This window comes from Vibrio sp. GJ43-1 (assembly GCF_055808835.1).
Genome location: NZ_CM147884.1, coordinates 1,548,067 through 1,569,664, shown reverse-complemented (window position 1 = coordinate 1,569,664; position 21,598 = coordinate 1,548,067). Strand labels below are relative to the sequence as shown.

General features: G+C 44.3%; 17 protein-coding genes and 2 pseudogenes. 15 read left to right on the top strand and 4 right to left on the bottom strand.

Going from position 1 to position 21,598, the window contains the following annotated elements; genetic code table 11:
* Positions 1 to 113 precede the first annotated feature (113 nt).
* The 10 genes from AC0L66_RS07620 to AC0L66_RS07575 all read left to right on the top strand — a co-directional run bounded on the left by AC0L66_RS07620 (position 114) and on the right by AC0L66_RS07575 (position 10,216).
* Positions 114 to 1,046 carry a 2-dehydropantoate 2-reductase gene (locus tag AC0L66_RS07620; RefSeq protein ID WP_473568972.1) on the top strand — a complete coding sequence of 311 codons (933 nt, stop codon included), beginning with the start codon at positions 114 to 116 and terminating at the stop codon, positions 1,044 to 1,046.
* Positions 1,047 to 1,204: 158 nt separating this feature from the next.
* Positions 1,205 to 1,435 carry a glutaredoxin family protein gene (locus tag AC0L66_RS07615; protein ID WP_265673213.1) on the top strand — a complete coding sequence of 77 codons (231 nt, stop codon included), beginning with the start codon at positions 1,205 to 1,207 and terminating at the stop codon, positions 1,433 to 1,435.
* A 357-nt stretch (positions 1,436 to 1,792) separates the two neighbouring features.
* The gene (gene nosR, locus AC0L66_RS07610) at positions 1,793 to 3,910 is read left to right on the top strand and encodes a transcriptional regulator NosR (protein WP_473568971.1); all 2,118 of its coding nucleotides are present in this window, start codon (positions 1,793 to 1,795) and stop codon (positions 3,908 to 3,910) included.
* 74 nt (positions 3,911 to 3,984) lie between these two features.
* Positions 3,985 to 5,877, top strand: a complete 1,893-nt coding sequence (gene nosZ / locus AC0L66_RS07605) for a TAT-dependent nitrous-oxide reductase (RefSeq protein WP_265673215.1) — start codon at positions 3,985 to 3,987, stop codon at positions 5,875 to 5,877.
* Between the two features lie 72 nt (positions 5,878 to 5,949).
* Complete coding sequence (locus AC0L66_RS07600; RefSeq protein ID WP_473568969.1) at positions 5,950 to 6,906, top strand: NosD domain-containing protein; 957 nt, start codon at positions 5,950 to 5,952, stop codon at positions 6,904 to 6,906.
* Positions 6,890 to 7,276: a hypothetical protein gene (locus AC0L66_RS07595; protein ID WP_473568967.1), complete on the top strand. Its 387-nt coding sequence runs from the start codon at positions 6,890 to 6,892 to the stop codon at positions 7,274 to 7,276. The genes AC0L66_RS07600 and AC0L66_RS07595 overlap by 17 nt, the downstream gene beginning before the upstream one ends.
* Positions 7,273 to 8,211, top strand: coding sequence for an ABC transporter ATP-binding protein (locus tag AC0L66_RS07590; protein WP_473568965.1), 939 nt, complete (start codon positions 7,273 to 7,275; stop codon positions 8,209 to 8,211). The genes AC0L66_RS07595 and AC0L66_RS07590 overlap by 4 nt, the downstream gene beginning before the upstream one ends.
* Positions 8,208 to 9,026, top strand: a complete 819-nt coding sequence (locus AC0L66_RS07585; RefSeq protein ID WP_473568964.1) for an ABC transporter permease — start codon at positions 8,208 to 8,210, stop codon at positions 9,024 to 9,026. Before AC0L66_RS07590 ends, AC0L66_RS07585 begins: the two co-directional genes overlap by 4 nt.
* A gap of 104 nt (positions 9,027 to 9,130) precedes the next feature.
* Entirely contained in the window at positions 9,131 to 9,616 is a 486-nt protein-coding gene (locus AC0L66_RS07580; RefSeq protein WP_473568962.1) for a nitrous oxide reductase accessory protein NosL, read from the top strand.
* Positions 9,617 to 9,862: 246 nt separating this feature from the next.
* Positions 9,863 to 10,216, top strand: coding sequence for a DMT family transporter (locus AC0L66_RS07575; RefSeq protein ID WP_428751173.1), 354 nt, complete (start codon positions 9,863 to 9,865; stop codon positions 10,214 to 10,216).
* Between the two features lie 73 nt (positions 10,217 to 10,289).
* Here AC0L66_RS07575 and AC0L66_RS07570 read toward each other — a convergent pair.
* Positions 10,290 to 11,160: pseudogene (locus AC0L66_RS07570) on the bottom strand (LysR family transcriptional regulator).
* Positions 11,161 to 11,277: 117 nt separating this feature from the next.
* Between AC0L66_RS07570 and AC0L66_RS07565 the strand changes: the two are divergent.
* From AC0L66_RS07565 to AC0L66_RS07545, 5 genes and pseudogenes are all read left to right on the top strand, one after another.
* Positions 11,278 to 12,480 (top strand): annotated as a pseudogene (locus tag AC0L66_RS07565) (MFS transporter).
* Positions 12,481 to 12,559: 79 nt separating this feature from the next.
* A complete protein-coding gene (locus AC0L66_RS07560) occupies positions 12,560 to 13,123 on the top strand; it encodes a DUF1415 domain-containing protein (protein WP_265673224.1) in 564 nt (187 codons plus the stop codon).
* A gap of 172 nt (positions 13,124 to 13,295) precedes the next feature.
* On the top strand, positions 13,296 to 13,424 hold the full coding sequence (locus AC0L66_RS07555; protein WP_265673225.1) for a hypothetical protein: 129 nt from the start codon (positions 13,296 to 13,298) through the stop codon (positions 13,422 to 13,424).
* 173 nt (positions 13,425 to 13,597) lie between these two features.
* The gene (locus tag AC0L66_RS07550) at positions 13,598 to 13,861 is read left to right on the top strand and encodes a hypothetical protein (protein WP_473568959.1); all 264 of its coding nucleotides are present in this window, start codon (positions 13,598 to 13,600) and stop codon (positions 13,859 to 13,861) included.
* A 435-nt stretch (positions 13,862 to 14,296) separates the two neighbouring features.
* A complete protein-coding gene (locus AC0L66_RS07545) occupies positions 14,297 to 14,869 on the top strand; it encodes a nucleoside triphosphate pyrophosphohydrolase family protein (protein ID WP_265673227.1) in 573 nt (190 codons plus the stop codon).
* 63 nt (positions 14,870 to 14,932) lie between these two features.
* Here AC0L66_RS07545 and AC0L66_RS07540 read toward each other — a convergent pair whose 3' ends face one another.
* The 3 genes from AC0L66_RS07540 to AC0L66_RS07530 all read right to left on the bottom strand — a co-directional run bounded on the left by AC0L66_RS07540 (position 14,933) and on the right by AC0L66_RS07530 (position 21,581).
* Positions 14,933 to 16,723, bottom strand: a complete 1,791-nt coding sequence (locus tag AC0L66_RS07540) for a hypothetical protein (protein WP_473568957.1) — start codon at positions 16,721 to 16,723, stop codon at positions 14,933 to 14,935.
* Positions 16,724 to 17,580: 857 nt separating this feature from the next.
* Positions 17,581 to 19,173, bottom strand: a complete 1,593-nt coding sequence (locus AC0L66_RS07535; RefSeq protein WP_473568955.1) for a hypothetical protein — start codon at positions 19,171 to 19,173, stop codon at positions 17,581 to 17,583.
* A 59-nt stretch (positions 19,174 to 19,232) separates the two neighbouring features.
* The gene (locus tag AC0L66_RS07530) at positions 19,233 to 21,581 is read right to left on the bottom strand and encodes a hypothetical protein (protein WP_473568953.1); all 2,349 of its coding nucleotides are present in this window, start codon (positions 21,579 to 21,581) and stop codon (positions 19,233 to 19,235) included.
* Positions 21,582 to 21,598 lie beyond the last annotated feature (17 nt).

Below are 21,598 nucleotides of genomic sequence, written 5' to 3'. Positions count from 1 at the left end.
GAAACTTAACGTTGCCGATGGTTCACATTTCGCCACGAATATTGCCCTCAAAGGTTCACTAATTCGTCAGTTCATGTACATTACTTCAATTAATGCATAACAAGGACGTCGCTATGACAAAGAAGGTATTCGCAGTAATCGGGACAGGCGCTATTGGCGGATATTATGGGGCGAGACTGCATCACAGCGGGGAAGATGTGCATTTTCTTTTCAACTCTGACTTTACTCATGTTCGCGACCATGGTTTAACCGTTGACTCCCACTATGGCGACTTTTCAATTCCACCGAGCTTTCTGCAAGCCTATTCATCAAGTGAAGCGATGCCAAAAGCCGATGTCATCTTGGTTGCAATCAAAACGACAAGTAACCCGCTGTTATCGAGTCTCATTGCGCCAATAGTCAAACCTAATACACTTATCGTACTGCTACAAAATGGAATTGGAGCAGAGCAAGAACTCTCTGAACAACTTAACTTACCCTTTGTCGGTGGTGGACTTTGCTTTATCTGCTCTAACAAGATAGGTCCTGGGCATATTGACCATATTGATTACGGGAGACTGACACTCGGCGTGTATGGCGCTGAAGGACAGCCCCTATTGGAGCAAGTGGCACAGGATTTTCGTAACGCTGGCGTAGACGTTGATGTAGAAAGCAGTATTGTGGATGCACGCTGGAAAAAACTACTGTGGAATGTGCCATTTAATGGGCTTTCTGCCGTATTATCTGCCGATACCAAGCAAATCATGCAGTGTCCCGAACTCGTCACGTTGGCAAAAGAGATCATGCAAGAAGTTCAAGCGGCAGCAAAAGCGCTTGGAACGGACTTGCCTACCCCCTTAATTGACACCATGCTCAGCAACACAGCGGCGATGAAACCCTATCACACCAGCATGCTACTGGATTTAAAGAATCAGAGGGCATTAGAGCGACAATACATGTATAAGAACGTGTTAGACATTGCGCTTGCTCATGGCGTCACTATGCCTAAAACGGCGACGCTCTATCAACAATTGTGCTTTATTGACCCTGCAACAAGCCATGAATAATTGACTATATACCGCGTAAATGGTCAATATCGGGTATTCAAAGACTATTACCCTAGCGTAAGTCATAGTACTCGCCAGCGCCTTGGTTGCAGACAAGTAGTAATTGTCCTCAATTATCGATAAACTGCGCTGGTCAAAACCCGCTATAGAGTAAATCAATGAAACGTTTAGTCCTGTATGTCGCTGATAAATGCCCTCACTGTAAAGATGCCCAACGCTATTTGGATAGTAAAGGCTATAAATACCGTCTGACTAACGCCAAGATGCAAAGAGGACGCAAAGAGCTTCAAGCGATGGGCGCGCGTTCGATTCCAGTGATAAAGATCGGCGATCAGGTCATGGTAGGTTGGAACCAAAAGAACTTTGACCGTATGTACAACTCAAACTAAATGTAAGGAAGGGGTTCCGATCTCGACTCAGATTTTGCATCCTGCTTCATCCTTGCGAATGATTAACCTCTTCCTTTGATCTCTAATCTCTAATCTCTAATCTCTAATCTCTAATCTCTAATCCAGCCTACTCGTATAGGTCAAAATGACCGAGTCAATGGCGATAATATTTCCTTACAAGTCTGTGAAGGTGAGCAACCTTTGTACTATTGATAGCTTTCGTTTTATCTAAACTTGATACAAATCAAAAACACTCCATTAACAAAACCCTACTCTAACGCCTCACACCTGACCGTGTCATCGTGTTTATCTCTATGATTTATTCAGTCAGGCAATACGGATATAAAGGGAGCGCTTATGCTAAGAATTGTCACGAAAATTCTAGTGTGTCAGGTGTTCGCTCTGCTGTTTATTAGTCTGCCCAGCTATGCATTATTTGTCAGCCCTCCCAAAGATCCCATACCGCTCATTGAACAAACCTTCCCTAGCCAAACTTCCATTTCTGACAAGCACGGCGATCCGCTCGTAAGAACCATTACCCATAACGACGACGTTCTTGGCTACGCCTTTGAAACCAACGATATTGCGAGCATACCCGCTTACTCTGGCGAGCCTGTTAACATGCTCGTCATCATTGACCCTAAAGGCCGTTACCTTGCCTCTAAAGTCCTAGAACATCACGAACCAATCATTTTAGCGGGGATACCTGAAAGCAAATTATGGCAATTTAGCGATCAGTATGTCGGCCTGTCAGTGAAAGACCGGATTAAAGTGGGTGGCAAAGCAAACGAAAACTACGTACCCATTGACGGTTTATCAGGTGCCACTGTCACTGTCATGGTCATGAATGTCGCCATTACGAAAGCGGCGACCAAGGTAGCTGAGTCTCTTGGCATCGTAAAACCGATCAGCAATGTCATTCAACCTAAATCCACCATTAGAAAAGAGCAGTTTGAGCAGAGAAGTTGGTTAGAATTAACGGGAGATGGTTCCATTCGTAAACTGCTCATTCGCAAAGGCGCGGTTCAAGACGCCTTTACCGATACAGCTGCCGAAAACATTGAGCGCGTGGCAACCCGCGATAGAGAGCAACCTTTTGCTGAGATTTACTATGCGCAAGCTGACATCCCGACTATTGGGAAAAACCTATTTGGCGAGCAAGAGTACCAATGGTTAATCAACAACCTTAAAGCAGATGAGCATCTTATTGCTATCTTTGGCAATGGCTACTCTTACAAAGGCTCTGGTTATGTGAGAGGGGGAATATTCGACCGGATCCAAGTCAAGCAAAACAACAATGACATCTCTTTTCGCGATCTAGACCATAACCGAATCCTAGATTTGTCTATAGCCGATGCACCGCGCTTTCATGAAATGTCTGTCTTTAAAGTGCAAGCACACCATGACTTTGATCCCGGTGCCGACTGGCAAATCGAGCTACTGGTACGCCGTCAATTAGGCGCGGTGGATAGTGTCTTCACCAGTTTTAAAGGGGACTATCACCCACTTTCACAATACGTCGACACACCAGCTCCGATAATAATAAAACCCGAGCTTTCTTTAGCACAGCAAGTGTGGCAAGAAAACCAAGTAAAAGTGGGGCTACTTTCCATTCTCATTGTTGTCTTATTGCTTATTTTATTCTTCCAAGATTTCTTAGTACGCCACCCAACGTTCATGCACCGCCTACGCCACGGTTTTTTAATTATTACCGTTATTTTCATCGGCTGGGTCTGGGGCGGACAGCTTTCCGTCGTCAATGTTTTCACTTTCCTCAACGCCCTAATGACACAATTTTCGTGGGATCTTTTCTTACTCGACCCCATAATTTTCATGCTGTGGTGCGCAGCGGCAGTGACCATTTTAATGTGGGGCCGAGCCGTGTATTGTGGATGGTTATGTCCTTTTGGCGCGCTGCAAGAGTTGATCAATCAAAGTGCTAGAGCGTTTAAAATCCCACAATTCGAATTGCCATGGGCGGTGCATGAACGACTGTGGGCAATCAAATACCTTATTCTTCTCGGCCTCTTTGCTCTCTCTCTCGACTCACTAGCACTCGCAGAACAGTTCGCAGAAATTGAGCCGTTCAAAACCACATTCTTGCTCAAGTTTGACCGTGAGTGGCCTTTCATTCTGTGGGCGGTGTTTTTACTCACTTTGAACCTATTTAACCGCAAAACCTTTTGCCGATACCTGTGCCCATTAGGCGCAGCCTTATCGGTGTCAAACAGCATTCGTTTATTTGATTGGCTAAAACGACGTCCAGAATGTGGCTCACCATGCAAAATCTGCGCAAAAGAGTGTGAGATTCAAGCGATTCACCCTAACGGTGAGATCAACATGCGTGAATGCCACTACTGCCTAGATTGTCAGATCACTTATTCCAACGATGGGAAATGCCCACCATTAAAAAAACAGGCATACAAAAAACGGAAACAGAGCGACGCTGATATCCCAGTAACACAGATTCCCTAAGCGGTGAGGTAACAGCATTATCACTGCATAACAGCGACATGTATCAGCCCTACCAATTTGAATGGAGACTCAACATGAGCGATGACAAAAAGACCCTCGACCCTGACAACATGCCCGTCAATACCGACCGGAGAAAGTTCTTTGGAAAAACGGCCGCCATTGGATTAGGTGTCGCAGCTGCGCCTATGTCAGCCGCCATGTTTGCCTCTATGGCGAAAGCACAGGCTGCTGAGTCGGGTAATAGCCCTTATGTTGAGCCCGGAGAAATGGATGAATACTATGGCTTTTGGAGCGGCGGCCACTCCGGTGAAGTCCGTATTTTAGGTATCCCTTCAATGCGCGAGTTAATGCGAATCCCCGTATTTAATGCCGATAGTGCGACAGGTTGGGGATTTACCGATGAGAGTAAGCGAATTAAAGGTGATAGCGCGCACTTACTATCTGGCGACTCTCATCACCCTCATATGAGTATGACCGATGGTCGCTATAACGGGAAATATGTATTTATCAACGATAAAGCAAACTCACGTGTTGCCCGTATCCGCTGCGATGTCATGAAAGTGGACAAGATGATCACCATCCCTAACGTGCAGGCCATTCATGGACTTCGCGTACAAAAGGTGCCTGAGACCAAATACGTCATTTGTAACAGTGAATTTGAAATTCCAATGAACAATGATGGCAAGGCGACACTCGAAGACGTCAGTACTTACCGTTCACTGTTTAACGTCATTGATGCAGAAAAAATGGAAGTGGTCTTCCAAGTTATGGTGGACGGTAACCTAGATAATACTGACGCTGACTATGATGGCAAATACTTCGCCTCTACCTGCTATAACTCAGAAATGGGCATGAACCTGGGCGAAATGATCACCGCCGAGCGTGATCATGTTGTCGTCTTTAGTTTGGCACGCTGTGAAGCGGCCCTACAGGCTGGGAAATTTAAAACCTATAATGGCAATGATGTGCCCGTCCTCGATGGTCGAAAAGGATCCGAACTCACTCGTTACATCCCTGTTCCTAAATCACCGCATGGCATGAATACCTCTCCAAATGGCAAGTACTTCGTTGCGAATGGTAAACTTTCTCCAACGGTGTCAGTTATCGCCACCGCTAAACTTGATGACCTGTTTAACGACAAAATTCAACCAAGAGACACCATTGTCGCCGAACCGGAACTGGGCTTAGGGCCACTGCACACCGCCTTTGATAACCGCGGTTTTGCATATACTACGCTTTTCCTAGACAGCCAGATTGTAAAATGGGATGTAGAAGAGGCCGTCAGAGCCTACAACGGCGAAAAAGTGAATTACATCAAACAGAAAATCGATGTGCATTATCAACCGGGGCATAACAGCACGTCTAGCGGTGAAACGCGTGATGCGGATGGTAAATGGTTGGTGTCACTATGTAAGTTCTCGAAAGACCGCTTCTTACCTGTTGGGCCATTACGCGCTGAAAATGACCAGTTAATTGATATCTCCGGCGACGAAATGAAACTGGTCCACGACGGTCCTACTTTCGCAGAACCGCACGACGGTACCATTATTCACCGCAGCAAAGTGAAACCAAGTAAGATATGGTCGCGAGAGGACCCCATTTTTGCTGAAACGATAGCAATGGCTAAAAAAGACGGCGTCAATGTGATGACGGAAAACAAGGTCATTCGAGACGGCAATAAGGTGCGCGTTTACATGACCTCTATTGCCCCTACTTTCGGCATGAATGAGTTTACAGTCAAACTCGGCGACACGGTCACCGTCGTCATTACCAATCTAGATACCATCGAAGATGTTAGCCATGGTTTCTGTATGACCAATCACGGTGTACAAATGGAGATCAGCCCTCAACAAACCTCATCTATCACGTTTGTTGCCGATAAGCCTGGTGTCCAGTGGTATTACTGTAACTGGTTCTGTCACGCTCTCCATATGGAAATGCGCGGCCGAATGCTAGTAGAAGCGTAAGCTTCACGTCATAACGCTCCCCTCAATATTTAGGGGAGCGTATTGGGATTTTGACTCGTTAGGATGATTTCATTGAAGCACTCTTTTTGGCTACTCATTGTGACTCTTTTCTATCATGGTATTGCCTTCGCCGCCGTCACGATGGTGAGTCCCAATGATGACTTACAATACGCGCTTAATCACGCCCAGCAAGGCGACACGATTGTCTTAACATCGGGGCGATTTTACGGTAATTATGTCATATCCAGACCCTTAACCCTCACCAGTCAAGGTGAGGCAACGGTCGATGCTCAAGGCATTGGCAATGCTATTACTCTCAAGAGTTCTGATATCGAAATCTCCAATTTAACCATTGTAAATTGGGGCAGAAACCTCACAGATCAGAACGCAGGAATCTATTCCGATACGGAAGCTGAGCGCTTATACATCCTCAATAATCACTTAAATGGCGATGGCTTTGGCATGTGGATTCAACGAGCGCAACATATCACCATTGAAAACAACACCGTAGTGGGTAACCCAACATTACGATCCGCCGATAGAGGCAATGGCATCCAGCTGTCTACGGTAAAAAATGCCCTCGTCAGCGACAATACGATTTCTCAAACACGTGACGGTCTTTACATTATTTCAAGCCAGCAATGCGAACTGCGCAATAACACCATGCACACGCTTCGCTACGGCATCCATTATATGTACTCACACAGCAATCGCGTCATTGGCAATCTTGCCTATAATACGCGTGCGGGTTTCGCATTAATGAGTTCAAAGCAGCTACAGGTGATTGGCAACACCAGCCGTGACAATGAAGACTACGGCATGCTAATGAACTTCATCACCCACTCCACCATTAGTTATAACCAGATAAACAATATTTGGACCAAACCAGAGAATAAAGTGGTTGGTCGCGAAGGCAAAGGTCTCTTTGTCTACAACTCTGGATACAACGAAATTAGCCACAACATCATAGATACCGCTGAAATTGGCATTCACCTCACAGCGGGCTCTGAAAATGTCAACGTCACCTAAACATAGCTTCATCAATAATCCGATTCAAGTTAAGTATGTTTCAAATCAAGCGCAGGAATGGAGCATTAACGGCAAAGGAAACTATTGGAGTAACTATCTAGGATGGGATCTCAATAACAGCTCGACGGGCGACACCCCATTCGAGCCCAACGATGGCATTGATAAAATAGTTTGGAAATACCCAGAATCTAAAGTACTGCTCGATAGCCCCGCTATTTTGATGCTGCGCTGGATTCAGAAACAATTCCCAGTATTAAAACCATCGGGAGTGAAGGATTCCTACCCGCTCATGTCACCACCCAATCACTCAGAAAAACGCGAGCAACTACTGGCTCCAACAGCATCACAAATACAGGGGAGTCACTCATGAATCAGGCTATCGTTCAACTCGATAATGTGAGCAAGCAATACAAAAATGTCTGTGCGGTTGATGCGCTGAGTTTCTCTATTATGCCCGGCGAGGTATTGGGGTTATTTGGTCACAATGGCGCGGGCAAAACTACGACCATGAAACTCATTTTAGGCGTCACACAAGCATCGCAAGGGAGCGTATCCGTCTTTGGCATGAATCCAAGCAGTCAACAAGCATGGCAAGGACGCAAACAAATTGGCTATTTGCCTGAAAATGTCAGCTTTTACGAGCAACTAACCGGGCTCGAAGTCCTCACCTATTTTGCTCGTTTAAAATCGGCGCCCAAGCAACAGATCACCGATTTACTCAACCAAGTGGGTCTGTCCCACGCACTACACCGACAAGTCAAAACTTACTCAAAAGGCATGCGACAACGTCTCGGTTTAGCACAGGCTTTTCTTGGTAAACCGAAACTACTGCTTCTCGATGAGCCCACCGTTGGGCTCGACCCGATTGCCACTCAGGAATTTTATCAAAGTGTCGACACATTAAAAAAAGAAGGGGCAAGCATCATACTTTGCTCTCACGTACTGCCGGGTGTCGAGCAGCATATCGATCGTGCGATGATCTTATCTCAAGGTCGCTCAATCACCATTGGTACTTTGGATGAGCTGAGGTCACAAGCACAGCTACCGACAAAAATAAAAACCCGTGGGTTGAATGGTGCGATTTATACCAATAGCCAACTCGCGCAATTCGCGATTTCAAATGATCAGCTCTCTGTTCCCAAAGAAGAAAAAATTCGAGTGCTCAAAGCGTTACTCGCACATGAATCGTTGAGTGATATTCAAATGGAGCCCGCTAACCTAGAGCAGATTTACCAGCACTTTCTCGGGTTAACGCCACGCACCAATCAGGACAAATTCGCTAAGCCGCAGGAGAACACACTATGAACCCTATTTTTGCCGTCGCGCTTAAAGAGTTTCAAGACGGATTGCGAAACCGCTGGTTAGTGTCCATCACTCTGGTTTTTGCCTTGTTATCGATTGGTATTAGCTATTACGGAAGCGTCGCTTCAGGTCAACTGGCAACCCCATCGCTATCTTCCACCATTGCAAGCCTATCTAGCCTATCTGTCTTCATTATTCCGTTAATCGCGCTGCTACTTTGCTATGACAGCTTTGTTGGCGAGCAAGAGTCTGGCACCTTACTATTATTGATGACCTACCCTGTGAGTCATGCGCAATTGCTGTTCGGTAAATTTATCGGACAGGGAGGGATCATCACACTGGCGACGGTACTAGGCTTTGGTTCTGCTGGCGTTTTATTGAGTATTACCACACCACTACAAGCGATTTGGGGGGCATTTACATTATTTATTATCACCTCTAGCTTACTCGGTTTATGCTTCGTTGCACTGGCGTATCTCATTAGCCTTATGGTGTCTGAAAAATCCAAAGCGGCCGGGGCTGCATTACTCACTTGGCTATTTTTTGTTTTGGTTTTTGATCTTGTGCTGCTTGGCGTACTGATTGGCGGATATGAATTACTCGACCAACAGACGCTCGTACAGATCATGTTGCTCAACCCTGCCGATCTTTTCAGGCTCATCAATCTTTCCGCCCTTAATCAAACCGATGTAAATGGCGTACTCGCCGTAGCAATAAACAGCAGCCTATCAACGCAGAGCCTGATTTTCGCCTTGTTCGCTTGGATCTTATTGCCCTTAAGCGTGTCACTTTTCATTTTTAGACGTAAGCACTTATAGCAATAACAGACGCATGCAACACAATAATAATCACGACAATAATCATCACAATACCGATATACCTTGAATGACTCAAATCTCCAAAAGACAAAGGACGACAACTAATGAATATCATTAAATCACTGATTATCCCCATTTTTGCCTTGCTCCTCTTTGGCTGCGGAGAGTCGGAACAACAGCACGTTATTCGGCAAGCCCAAGCTATCGAAAGCGCCGACGAATGCCATCTATGTGGCATGGTCATCACCAATTACCCCGGACCAAAAGGGCAAGCCTATCAAAAAGGCAGCGACACAACGGTTCGCTTCTGCTCCACCAAAGATATGTTTAGCTATATTTTACAGCCAGATAACCTGCGCCAGATCGAACAGGTCTTTGTCCATGACATGAGTAAAACGCCCTGGCAGAAACCAGAAGATGAGTATTTTATTGACGGCAAAACAGCGTGGTATGTCATTGGTTCGAATCAAACCGGAGCAATGGGCAAGACATTGGCAAGTTTTAGCCAAGAGTCTGATGCCAAGGCATTTTCAACGGAATTTGGCGGCGAAGTCTATCGCTTTGACGATATCACTCTCGACAAGCTGTAACGGACACACTGCATCGGCTTCACGTTAACTTTTCGGCTATTTCATCTAGCCGCTATCAAGGCAAATCCGTCCGGTCTGGAAAGAGAACCGCTACTCCTTCCAGACGAGTGATAATACGTAGCTAGATTATTGCAATGCCGTAATAATCAATTACGCTTTCCGTACTTCCAAATCAATATTTTTTAATTATACTTCGCGCCACAGAATACGAGTTGTTTCGTGTTCATCTATGCGGCGTGTTGCTATATGTTCCAACTACTTGTTTCGTTGCCCCCAGCCATTGCACTTTCTATTGCCATTGTAGCTGAGGTGATTGCAACTTCATTTATTCCAAAAACACAACAATTCACCAAGTTATCACCCAGTATTATTGTGCTCATTGGCTACGGCATCGCTTTCTTTTTACTGTCCGTCACAGTAAAAACAATGCCCGTTGGCGTGGTGTACGCGATTTGGAGTGGTGCTGGTATCGTGTTAGTCGCAACCGTTAGCTACTTTGTTTACGGCCAAAAACTCGATTTACCAGCATTAATTGGCATTGGGTTTATTCTTGCCGGAGTTCTTATCGTGAACTTATTGTCAAAAACCGTTGGTCACTAAATACGCGCTTTCGTTGGAAACCATAGAAAAGACAAGGTCGGATTAAAAGTGCCTACCTTGTCTAATTAAACGCTTACGTGTGGTTTTTGATGTATTCCATAAACGCCCTATCGGCGCGAGACAAATAGCCATCTTTACGCCATGCTAATGCAAGATCGACAAAAACAGGTGGATCAAACGAGACACCGCGCGTTTTGGGTTCGTGCTCCGTTACCAATTCTAATAAAGCGGTGATAGCAAAGTCTTGCTTTACTATGCTTAAAATCATCGGCAGTAAGTTCGTTTCGTAAGAAAACTGCGCTTCTACCCCTCTTCTTTGACACTCTTCATCAATAAAATCCCGGTGAAAGTAACCCGGCTTGAACATCACCAGCTCTTCTTGAAAGAACGCATCAAAGGTTAATGTGTCTTGCGACGCAAAAGGATGGTTCTCGCTCATCACCGCCACCATCTCTGAACGGTAAATGGGGTCGACATCTAAGTCATCCGGTACATCGGTGTTGCGAATAACACCTAAATCAATCTCCCCTGCCAGTAGCATTTTACGAATATCTTGCGTGCCCGCTTCAACCACTGTCATTTTTAAGTTGGGGTACTGTGATTTAAACGCCATGATGATTTTTGGGAAAAAATAGCTCCCCATCATGCTCGGAGTGCCTAAACGCACTTCCCCTTTCAGCAAACCTTTCAGCTCATCGATTGCCAACGTTGCATCGTCGACTTGTTGTAATATTTTTTGTGCGTGAGGTTTCAACGCCCGCCCTTCCTGAGTCAACACCACCTGCTTGTCGATCCGGGAAAAGAGCTGAACACCCAACTGTTGTTCAAATTTTTTAATTGAGATACTTAACAGCAGGTTGAGCAATGTTTACCTTCTTTGCTGCTCGGGTAAAGTTTTGCTCTCGAGCCACCGCGAGGAAATGTTTGAGCTGTCGAATATTCATATAAACAAAATATATTATGATGATATTTTTAATATATTTTATTTATTATCATTCAGGTGATAATTTCGTCACATTGCTGCATTTTAGTCGGCATTTAGAAACCAAATGAGGTGATTTGTGATTGAACGACATTCAGCAGAATATAGTAAAGTGACTTGGGGACTTTCACTCGGCTCATTTCTGGTATTTTGTAATCTATATGTCTTTCAACCAATCCTGCCCCAACTCTCACAGCATTTTGCGGTTTCTGAAACCGAAATCAATTGGGTCTTTGCCGCTGCAACCTTAGCACTCTCCCTTTCATTGGTGCCATGGGCAATCAGTTCAGAGAGCTTGGGACGACGCGCGGTCATGTTAACGGGGCTATTTCTACTGCCTGTCATCGGCGCATTAATGCTACTTACGACAAGTTTATTCTCCCTTGTTATGCTGCGCGCGTTAATGGGGTTTGCTTTAGCCGCATTTGCCTCTGTTGCTGTCGCCTATATGGTTGAGGAGCTCTCTAGCGAAGCATTTAACAATGCGATTGGCGGTTACATTGCAGCCAATTCTTTGGGGGGAATCAGCTAGCCGTATCGCAGGGGGCGTATTAACCGATATATTTGATTGGCAAACCGCTGTCATTGTTATCGCTTGCTTTACCTTTGTATGCGTCTTAATAGTGGCATGGCTGCTTCCGGAACAAAAACACTTTAAACCCACTAGAGGCATGTTCCGCCACCACAACCGAGCCTTAGTGATGCATCTCTCCAATCGCAATATATGGCTTGCCATGCTTATTGGCGGGGTAAATTTTGCCTTGTTTGTTAACCTATATTCAGTCATGGGGTTTCGGCTAGTCAGTGAGCCTCACAACCTGCCCATCGCAATGGCGGCACTGATTTTTCTTTGCTACCTCGCTGGTACACTAAGCTCCAAATGGAGTGGTATTTGGCGTCGTCACTTTCCCCTATCACCGGAATGGCGCTCGGTGCGACCATTAGCCTATGTGGGATGCTCATTGCCATTGTCGACACCATTCCTGCAATGGTTGTAGGGTTACTATTCATTAGTGGCGGCGCTTTCTTTACGCATACCTTAGCCTATGCATGGGTAAGCCAAAAAGCGCAACAGGCCAAAGCGACCGCAACCGCATTATATTTGGTGCACTATTACATAGGCGGCAGTTTAGGCGGATTCTTTCTACTTTATTGCTGGCAACACTCTCAATGGCTCGGGGTCGTAGAAGGAGGGGGAATATTATACTTACTGCTATTCGCACTTTGTTGGAAGCTAAAACTCGTCAGCGAGTCTGTGCTAACCGTCAACTCTCCCGCTTAACGGTTATTTTGAGTGATTATTAGCGAAACGTCTTCAGCGATCATATAATCCGATTTAAGAATTTTATCGGTAGAGTGTTATGTCGTTACGAGAAGAAATTGTCCACATTGAAGGGCAAGTCCAACAATGGTTAAAAGAGGTCGTAATCGGGCTAAATTTATGCCCTTTTGCTGCAAAACCAGAGCGCAATAAGCAGATCAAGACCTTTGTCAGCTTAGCGAATAAAGAAGAAGGACTGCTAGAGGATATTTTGGGAGAACTCATGCTATTGGAGCAAACTGAGCCCGAAGACCTCGAAACGACTTTGGTCGTCGTGCCTAACATGCTTGATGACTTCATGGACTACAACTTCTTTATCGATTGGGTGGAAGCGCTCATTAAACAAAATGATTGGGAAGGCATCTATCAAGTTGCTACCTTCCATCCAAATTACTGTTTTGGTGGTGCCGAACCTGAAGACGCAGAGAACCTGACGAACCGTTCCCCTTATCCTATTTTCCATTTAATTCGTGAAGCGAGTATGGCAAAAGTACTTAAGCACTACCCGGATCCAGACGCCATACCCGATAACAATATTGCCCGTGTCAGTGGCCTTAGTGAAGTTGAGCGTAAAAAACTATTCCCATATCTATTTGTCAGCTAACTCGACCGATAGCCGTTAGCTTGACAGTATTCGTTTCTTTAGAGATGAATACTGTCAACGCTGGCATAACAAGAATGAATGAAGACAGCAAAGTAACATTGCGATAATAGCGATTTCATCGTAACCAAGTGAGTGATAATTTCTCAGTATTCACCTATTAGAGACTATCGCTATGAAAGCTTGGATCAAATTTATTCCACTCGTATTACTTATCACCTACTGCATCACCTACGACGTCATGGATTCAATGCAGCACAACGATGCAAATACCCCATCTCAGCAAGTGATTGCCAGCGATTAATCCTCGCCTTGGCGCATAAATGCAGATGCTCAACACCCTATCAAAGCTAGCGTGTAATCACCCGTCATAAAGGCTTTACAAACGCTCACAAATTTCACTATTCCATATGGTGATAGGTAATGTAATAACTGTTACCATCGCGCTCAAAAGTCGTGTGCGACAATGGAGCAATCATGAAAATGTCTCTTGCTATTTTTATGCGTAATGAAGACAGCGGTATCGAGCTTGCGCGCAGCAATGAGGTCAGCGAAAACGAATTATTGGCGCAATGGCATGCGATTCCACAAGCAAAAAGCATCACAAGTCATTTTTTAGTACTAATGAGCGGACACCAGCACATTAACGCAAAATTTATTGACGACCCAGCGCTCAATCAGCTGCTTCATTTGTGGGGAAAATTCGACAGCTTTTACCAAGACCTATCGGAATGTGGCTAAATCACAACGTATTTACATTAGGTTTTTAGAAGGCAAACATCATCAAGTAAAAAGCCACCTCTTTCGAGGTGGCTTTTTGTGACGAATCGGGACCCTAATTCCAAAACGTCGTTTCCAAAAAGTACGTGTACCTTTTGAAACTGGCTGCCTAACAAAAGCCATTCACCGCCTGTCAGACATTAACCATAAACAACCGAGCGGTCGTCGCTCCATCATTTTTTAATCCAATAAAAATATATGACGTGATAGCCTCATAAGCAAAACCTTGCAAGATATCAATCACTTTGTATATAAACCTTATAGAAGCACCACTAATTTTACAAGCTAAAATTAGTCACAGAGTGTGTCCTTACCGTTACGATACCAACTTAATCTAGCTATAACGAAACGCGTTTGATAGGATCACAAGCACTGTTGCCTAACGAATAATTATCAATGAAACTAACAAAACTGACACCAGAGATTTTTGCCCACCTTTATCGTGATATCACTGAGTTTCGTGCCACGTTCGACTTACCGGTTAACGCACCCGAGACACTAGACGACGCAGCCGACACGCTGCACAGCTCGCTAGCTATCGAAGAGATGACGGAACTTGCAGAAGCTGACTCAAAAGTAGAACAAGCTGATGCCATCATCGACTCGGTTTACGTATTAATGGGGCGACTGGTGCACTTAGGTGACGACAAAGTCGAAGCAAACGTAGCCATTAGCTATTTGATTGAATTGCTACTGCACGTGGCGGCGAATCGCAACATCGACTTCATCAAGTGCTGGGATGAAATCCATTCCAGCAACATGAGCAAAGTTTGTCGTAACGAACAAGAGTACGCAGAAACAGAAGCGCATTATGCGACCCAAGGCATCACTTTGATGGCCGTTCAAAAAGGGGCTTACGTGATTGCTAAGTGTGCGGAAGACTTCGTCTCTGATGCGAAAACGATTCGTAAAGGCAAAGTACTCAAGTCGGTTTACTACCGCCCTGCTGACTTAGCACCGATCGTATAATACTGGCGGTAAGTCTGCGTAATAGAATAAGGGCCCTTCGGCCCTTTAATTATATTGCTGCAATTAATTTTGTCTCATCACCACATATTCACTAGAGTTGCTCGTCGATTCACCGATAACAATTACCTTGTCGTTGTTGTCAAAAAATGCATAACGTGGATAGTGACCACTAAGTATATTAAGTTCATCCAGTATACCCGTGGTATAGCGCGCCAATTCTGTAGCACTTCCACTATCTAGTATGCGTATCTGCCCCGCAGCAGGATTGTCAACAACCAGAATTTTATCGGTATGATGAGCACCATCAATGAATGCCACTTGCTCGGTGTCAAAAACATCTAACCCTTTCGGCAATGCCCCCGCCCATAGACGATCAAACGCTTGCTCATCAGTTGCCCAATATCGGTCACCACGCTTGGAATACATCATTTCACCCGATTTATCCATCCAAAGCACCGAGCCAAAATCGGTAATTTCAGAATCAACCAAGGTTACTGTTGGTGCCATAGGATCACTAAGTCCTAACACGGCTAAATATTGATTTAACAAAGAGTCGGTGTATAAGTAAGCTTTTTTACCGTTAGGGTGCATTAGTGCAACCAAGCGGACATCAGGTAAATTGATGTCAATCGAGGTTTCTTCCCCTGTGCTAATTTTTTGCACCAGAATTTCTTGTTCTGCGCCCAAACCAGAACTGGTATAGAACCAGACATAATCACCAAATGCCATAAGCACTCGCTTAGGAACTTGCTCATAGTCCGTTAACAAAGTACCAAACTCCGGAGAATCTGTACTTTCGCGAGTTAGTGTTAGCCCTTTCTTACCAAGATCTACGTAAATAATTTGAGCATCACCACTCTTAGCAAAAACAATCTTATTTCGAGTTTGGTGAATATCATCAACGTCTATCGATTGCTCAATTCCATCCGTTAAACTCATTACAATGACTTTGTTAGGAAAGTTGGTCAATACCACCAATACATCACTTTGTGCATCATAGGCAGATTGAACAACCTTACCACTGAATTGTTGAACAACAGTGCTCTGTAGCCCCTCTGACACAACCGTACTGGCATCGGCTACTACCCGATAGTCCACTGGAATAGAAATTGGACTGTCTACAACAGGAAACTCACACAACTGATCGTAACATGCGTTAACTTGCAATACGCTCGCATAGTCGCCAGCCTGCATATTCATAGGTGATGTCATAACAAGATTCAGCGACAATTCTGAATCATCAGGCGCACGCGTTGCGTGGCTATCTGCAAATAACGCCGCATTACTTGTTGTGGTAGACAAGTGAATGCCATTATCTGGACCGGAAAGCTTTGCAACCCAAGAAGACTTATATGCTACAGTACCTTCGGTTTGTAACGCCGAAAGTGAAATAGGCGAAGCGGATGACGACTCGAGTTTGTCATTCATGCTGACCTGTAGTGTCACATCAACCACTACTGGTGATCCCGAGTAATGTGACCTGCACAAAGCATCTTTACACAAATTTAGTGTGATTTGGCTTTGGTGCGAGCCTTCACCAAGTTGGTAACCTGGTTTAAATTCGATATCAAGACGAGCCTCATTACCTGACGTATCAATGCGTTTTAAGCCATCACTAGCAACCAGCACTTTGTCATTACCTGATTCAAAAGCCTCAAAGTAAGCCGTTTCAGCAAGATCTTCTGAGAACCTTAATTGAATAGAGGCCAACTGGCCTTGTGAACCATGCCCTGACAGCGCTAAAGCTCGTGTATTCACGGCAATGTTTTCGGTGGCTGCCGATTCGTCATCGCTACCGCACCCTGACAGCACGCTAGCAAGCACTAGCACAGATATTTTTCCAAATCTGATCATATTTTCACCCAATGTTATTATCATTAAGTACTTATAATCGACTTAAGAAAACCGGAATATAAATAGGAATACTAATTGCGATGCAATTCAACTTTATTAATGGAAAATCAGAGATATAGAAAAACAACATGCAACTAACACATCCATACAACAAGCGCATCAATTACATCAAGGCGTTGAAAACCATACACTATCTAAGAGTGTTCACTAGCGATATATGATGGCTAATCTTTATTCTGTTCCTAATTGATGATTTTAAATATTATTTCTGCTCTGTATATAGATGTCATACACAATCGTTATCGCTCATATTTTCATGATGCTACATTGTTAATCAACCGCTTCATTCAAGTTAGTTCACACTAAATCTGGATAAATTGAAAGCATACACTTTTAAAATAGAAATACTAAAGCAATACAAACCCAAGCCTGTGGAAAAGAAGCAATATTTCCTGTAAACCTACATGTAAACTTATTGTGTTTCTTAATGATGCCTTCTCTAAGAGCAGATTTTTTAGTCGTGAGCCTGCTTTGTTGCTCAATGCTGTTTTAAAGCGAGTGCTAACCAACAGGTGCACGCCCGCATCACTCAATATGTATCACAAGCTTTATCACTGGCTCTTTCAATGTTGTTTCGTCGGACCTTTGCAAGTAAAGCGACAGAGTGTTCCTGTCTAAATAAAATGCTAATTGACCTATTTTTTACTGGAACTATTGAATAGTTTGATGCCATCAATATTGTTGGCATCAAACTAATATTTAGTTTTAACTTTTACTCCTAAAGCATTTCGTCTTTACGTGTACAGCCCTTATCCAGCATTTTATGTATTGGATTGTAGACTGGACACATGGTCAGGTTAGTCTTTACATTGGTTCCAAATCTCCCAGACTGATGTCGCTAGCTCGGGTGACTTTTCTTGATGATGTTGATTCAACAAGCCTTTGTGTTTTTCTGCTGCACCATAAGGGCCACCTAAGTTGGGGTTATCTCTATAGGCCATCCAAGACATAGCGGTCAGGCCTGCATCGATTAAATCCTGGCGCTGTTCACAGAACTGCTTGGCAACATACTCTTGAGCACCTGACCAACTAGTTATCTCTTGAGCATCTTGTGGTTTTTCAAAATCACGAAGTGAACCTGGATATTCTGACACCATGAGGTAATCTAATCGAACGGGACGCATAAATTTACGTCTCAGGTAATTACTAAATCGAATCACTTCGTCTTTAGACTTAAATGCTTTTTCGGCCACGGTCCCGTGAATAAGGTACTCTCGCTTCCACACGAGTTGTTCATGCGGAGTGCTGGTGTCCTGAAAGCCATGAGTGCTATCTGTCGAAGCTGCCATTCTTTGGGTTGCAAAGCAATCGGCATTTGGCGCAGCATCTTCCAATGACTTGGGAATATAGTTGTGAAAGTCCCAGGATCCTGCAAACAGGCAAACATCAATATCATTACTATGGAGAATATTCATCGCATCATTCATCAGCTTACTGTAGCCAGGCCAATTCTTTAAATTGCCTCCTGGAGCATTGTATTCTGCCTCGATACTAATCAATGTATTCGTATTAGCTCCTGGGTTCGCTATTTTACGAGCCTCTTGAATACGAGCTGCGAAATTTTGAATATAGTCCAGATATTTGGCTCTTTCAGAGTCACTGGGGATACTTGGGTTATCGCCAAACTGGAAACTAATGGCCTGAAACAGTTTTCCATCATTATAGATATCACTTAATAATTTGGTATCCAGCCACTCATTCCAAGCATTATCTGGCGTCAACCATGAGGTGATATAGTCGGTTTTAAACCCGTCTCTGTTGTAGATATGAGGTGCATTGATCCAATTGCCATCATTATCTTTAAAGGTGACATCACCAATACCTTTAGCGATACCCTTAGATGCACCCAGATAGGCTGGTTTCACCAGGGTATCGTTCCACTCTTGAATCGAACGCCCATCTTGGTTAACCGCAATCACACTGACAAGGCCTTTTAGTTCGCCCTCTCCGTTAGTGGATATGTGTACTTGGTGAGTATTTTCTAAATGCTCACCAGCGTTAGTTTCTATGACAGATTGTGCATTGCTAGAAAATAAAACTCTTGCATAAGTGGGCACATTAGAATCAAAAGACACTATGGCATCTGTGTCGCTTAATTCAGTTACCGAAAAGTTACTTATCTCAGGTAGTGCTGACTTGTCTGGTGTTTCGAAACCAAATAGATCCATGCCACTGATGCCACCCCAACCATAAGCGTCCATGTTACCCTTGGTTGCATCTAATATTTCGACATCAACATATTCGGTTGGCATGGTAAAGCTTTCGCTGAGGTCGAGGGTTTCCCAGGGGCCCGTCGGCGTGCCTTCGCTTTCAGCCTCATCGACCGTTGTTGATGTGAACGCTGAAGGGTTAAGGGTTATAGACTGACCGTAGGAATTGGTTAACTTCATTGCCTTTACCTGACCCCATGGCAAGTGACCATGCTTCATCGCAAGCTGAGTGACAATAGCTACGGTTTGGCAAGATTGAGCCTGAACTCAAAACCTGTCAGGGTAAACGCGCCAGCCCCCATATCTGCATTGCGTTCAAATAACCAATAAAGCGGATTTTTTCCATCTTCAATTACATCAGTGGTCGCCGTTACCTCCAGTACGTTAGGTTGTATTTCTACCTCCGGAATATCCGGGGTTTCTGCACCACAATTGAGATAGTCTTTGACATTACTAAACTCCAGTTTAGCGTCCCTATGGGCAAATACTTTACTGGCGTTAACGGCGCCAGTAAATTCCCATTGAAACCCAAGATATACATTGTCAGCGGCAGAAAGTGCCGTATCGACAAAAGTTGAAGTATTGGAGTGACCCGCCGCATGTTTTAAGTCATTGATAGAACTATTGGAGTGTATCCATATCGGAGATAATTTTTCATTATTACCAACAACCTTAAACTTGTGAGGAATAATAAGGGGCGATTGATTATCAAAAAAGATACGCACCGGGCCTTCTCCGGCTGTCTCGAAATGAACCTGGTTTCTTTTGTCACTGTCTTGCCACTCTTGAATGAAATAATCACCAGAGCCAAAAGTGACCTTAGTACCAGAGTCAAAATCTATGGTACCTATGCGCATGCCTTCCGGCGGTGCAGTTAAACGTAGGTTTGCCTGATATTGAGAGCGCAACCTTTCATAATTGCTCGCTTTGAACTCTCCGTGTGTAATATTCTCGTGTGTACTACCATTTACTGGTTTAGGGATATTAAACCTCCCAATAGAGACTATATGGCTATTGTCTCGTACACGACATTCATGGCGGGAGCTAGGTTGGTCATGAGCACGATCACACCCATTCACGACGGCTCTATCGAACTTTCTAAAGTCACCAGCATAATCTGGAACGTCTCCTAAATAACCGTCCCCTTGACCATGGAAGTTAAAGAGGTTTTTTGTTGGTAATCGTCCTGTACCCGTACTGGTTTGGGCAATATTGGTCTTCCAGTCAATAATAATTCTGCCGTTCCCACTTGTTTGCAGTACATCATCAAACACTCGCTCACAAGCGATGGGTGGGATCCTGTCATCTGGGGGGAGAACCCCTCCCCCGGGGTGGGTGATCTTGAGCTCAAATTTGGACTGCTTATGCGTTGACCATACCTTATTGCCTTTTTTAGACTGCACTGGAGCAACAACACCTTCAATATTCCTGTTGCCAGCCTGAATGCCGGGTATATTTTTTTCATTAATCCTTTTTGCCAGCTCAAACGGCCATTGGAGCATGTCTCCCTTATTTGCTTCTTCTACCTTAAACTCAACCTGATAAAGTTCGCCTTTATGCTCAATCGTTGCCTTCACAACCGCGCCAACCTTAAGCGAAGTGCTCGCCGTTATCTCATGTATGTTATGCAGTTTTAATAGGGTGATAACCTTAGCCTTTGCACTCTTATCCTTGCTCCAGATATCATTACCGCTGACACTTCTTTCTGGTATTGGGTCAGCCTGGCCTTCTTGTTTTACGCCAGCCTTTACCTTACCCCCGCCATTTTGGTTAACAACCTTGGCAAGCTCCATTGGCCAATAATCGGCTTCACCCATAAAGTCGTCTCTAATGCGAAAGTCAAATTTTTGCTTCTCGTTGTTAGTGGGATTTTCAATGATGGCCCTCGCGATGTAGTTGGCTTCTAATTTAGTGCCGACTATGCTACCCACTTTTTCCCACCCTACTGGAATACCGCCGCCATTGTCATTCATATCACAAGAACTAAATTTATCAGCAACATCAACGAATTTTAGGTTTTCTTGGTTATTTTCCAGCTCGATATTTGGCGCGTTAAAGCCACCGGAAAGCCCTATTGTTTGCCCATTGGGGTTATGGTCACTATTTGCACCAATCTTTATCGAACTGGCAGAAGAAAGCAGCGTATTTGCAGTAATGAAGTTAGTTTGAGTATTAATACTATCATTTACATGCAAGAGTATTGGGCTGTCGGTTGAGCCTAAGATTTGGGTGTTATAGGCTGCACTGTACGCGCGGTTAACAAATATCCTTACTGGTCCATCACCGTTTGATTTTATAATCGGATGAGGCGACTCATTTGTTAACTCTCCTATATAATAATCTCCAGATGATAGTGTAATGGTCGCTCGATATTGTAATGAGAGCTGACCTATTATCATTCCATCGCTGGGGGCGACCAAGCGTGTTTCACTGCGCATTGGCACGCTGACAGATGCGTATTTTTTACCTGTTAGCTCACCTGAATTAGATATCTTCTCGCCTCCGTCAGCACTGGGAATGACAACGCGATCTATTGACTTAACATCACCGTCTCCCACTGCAATGCATTCACCGCCATCACATTTCACCCCATACTTTATTACAT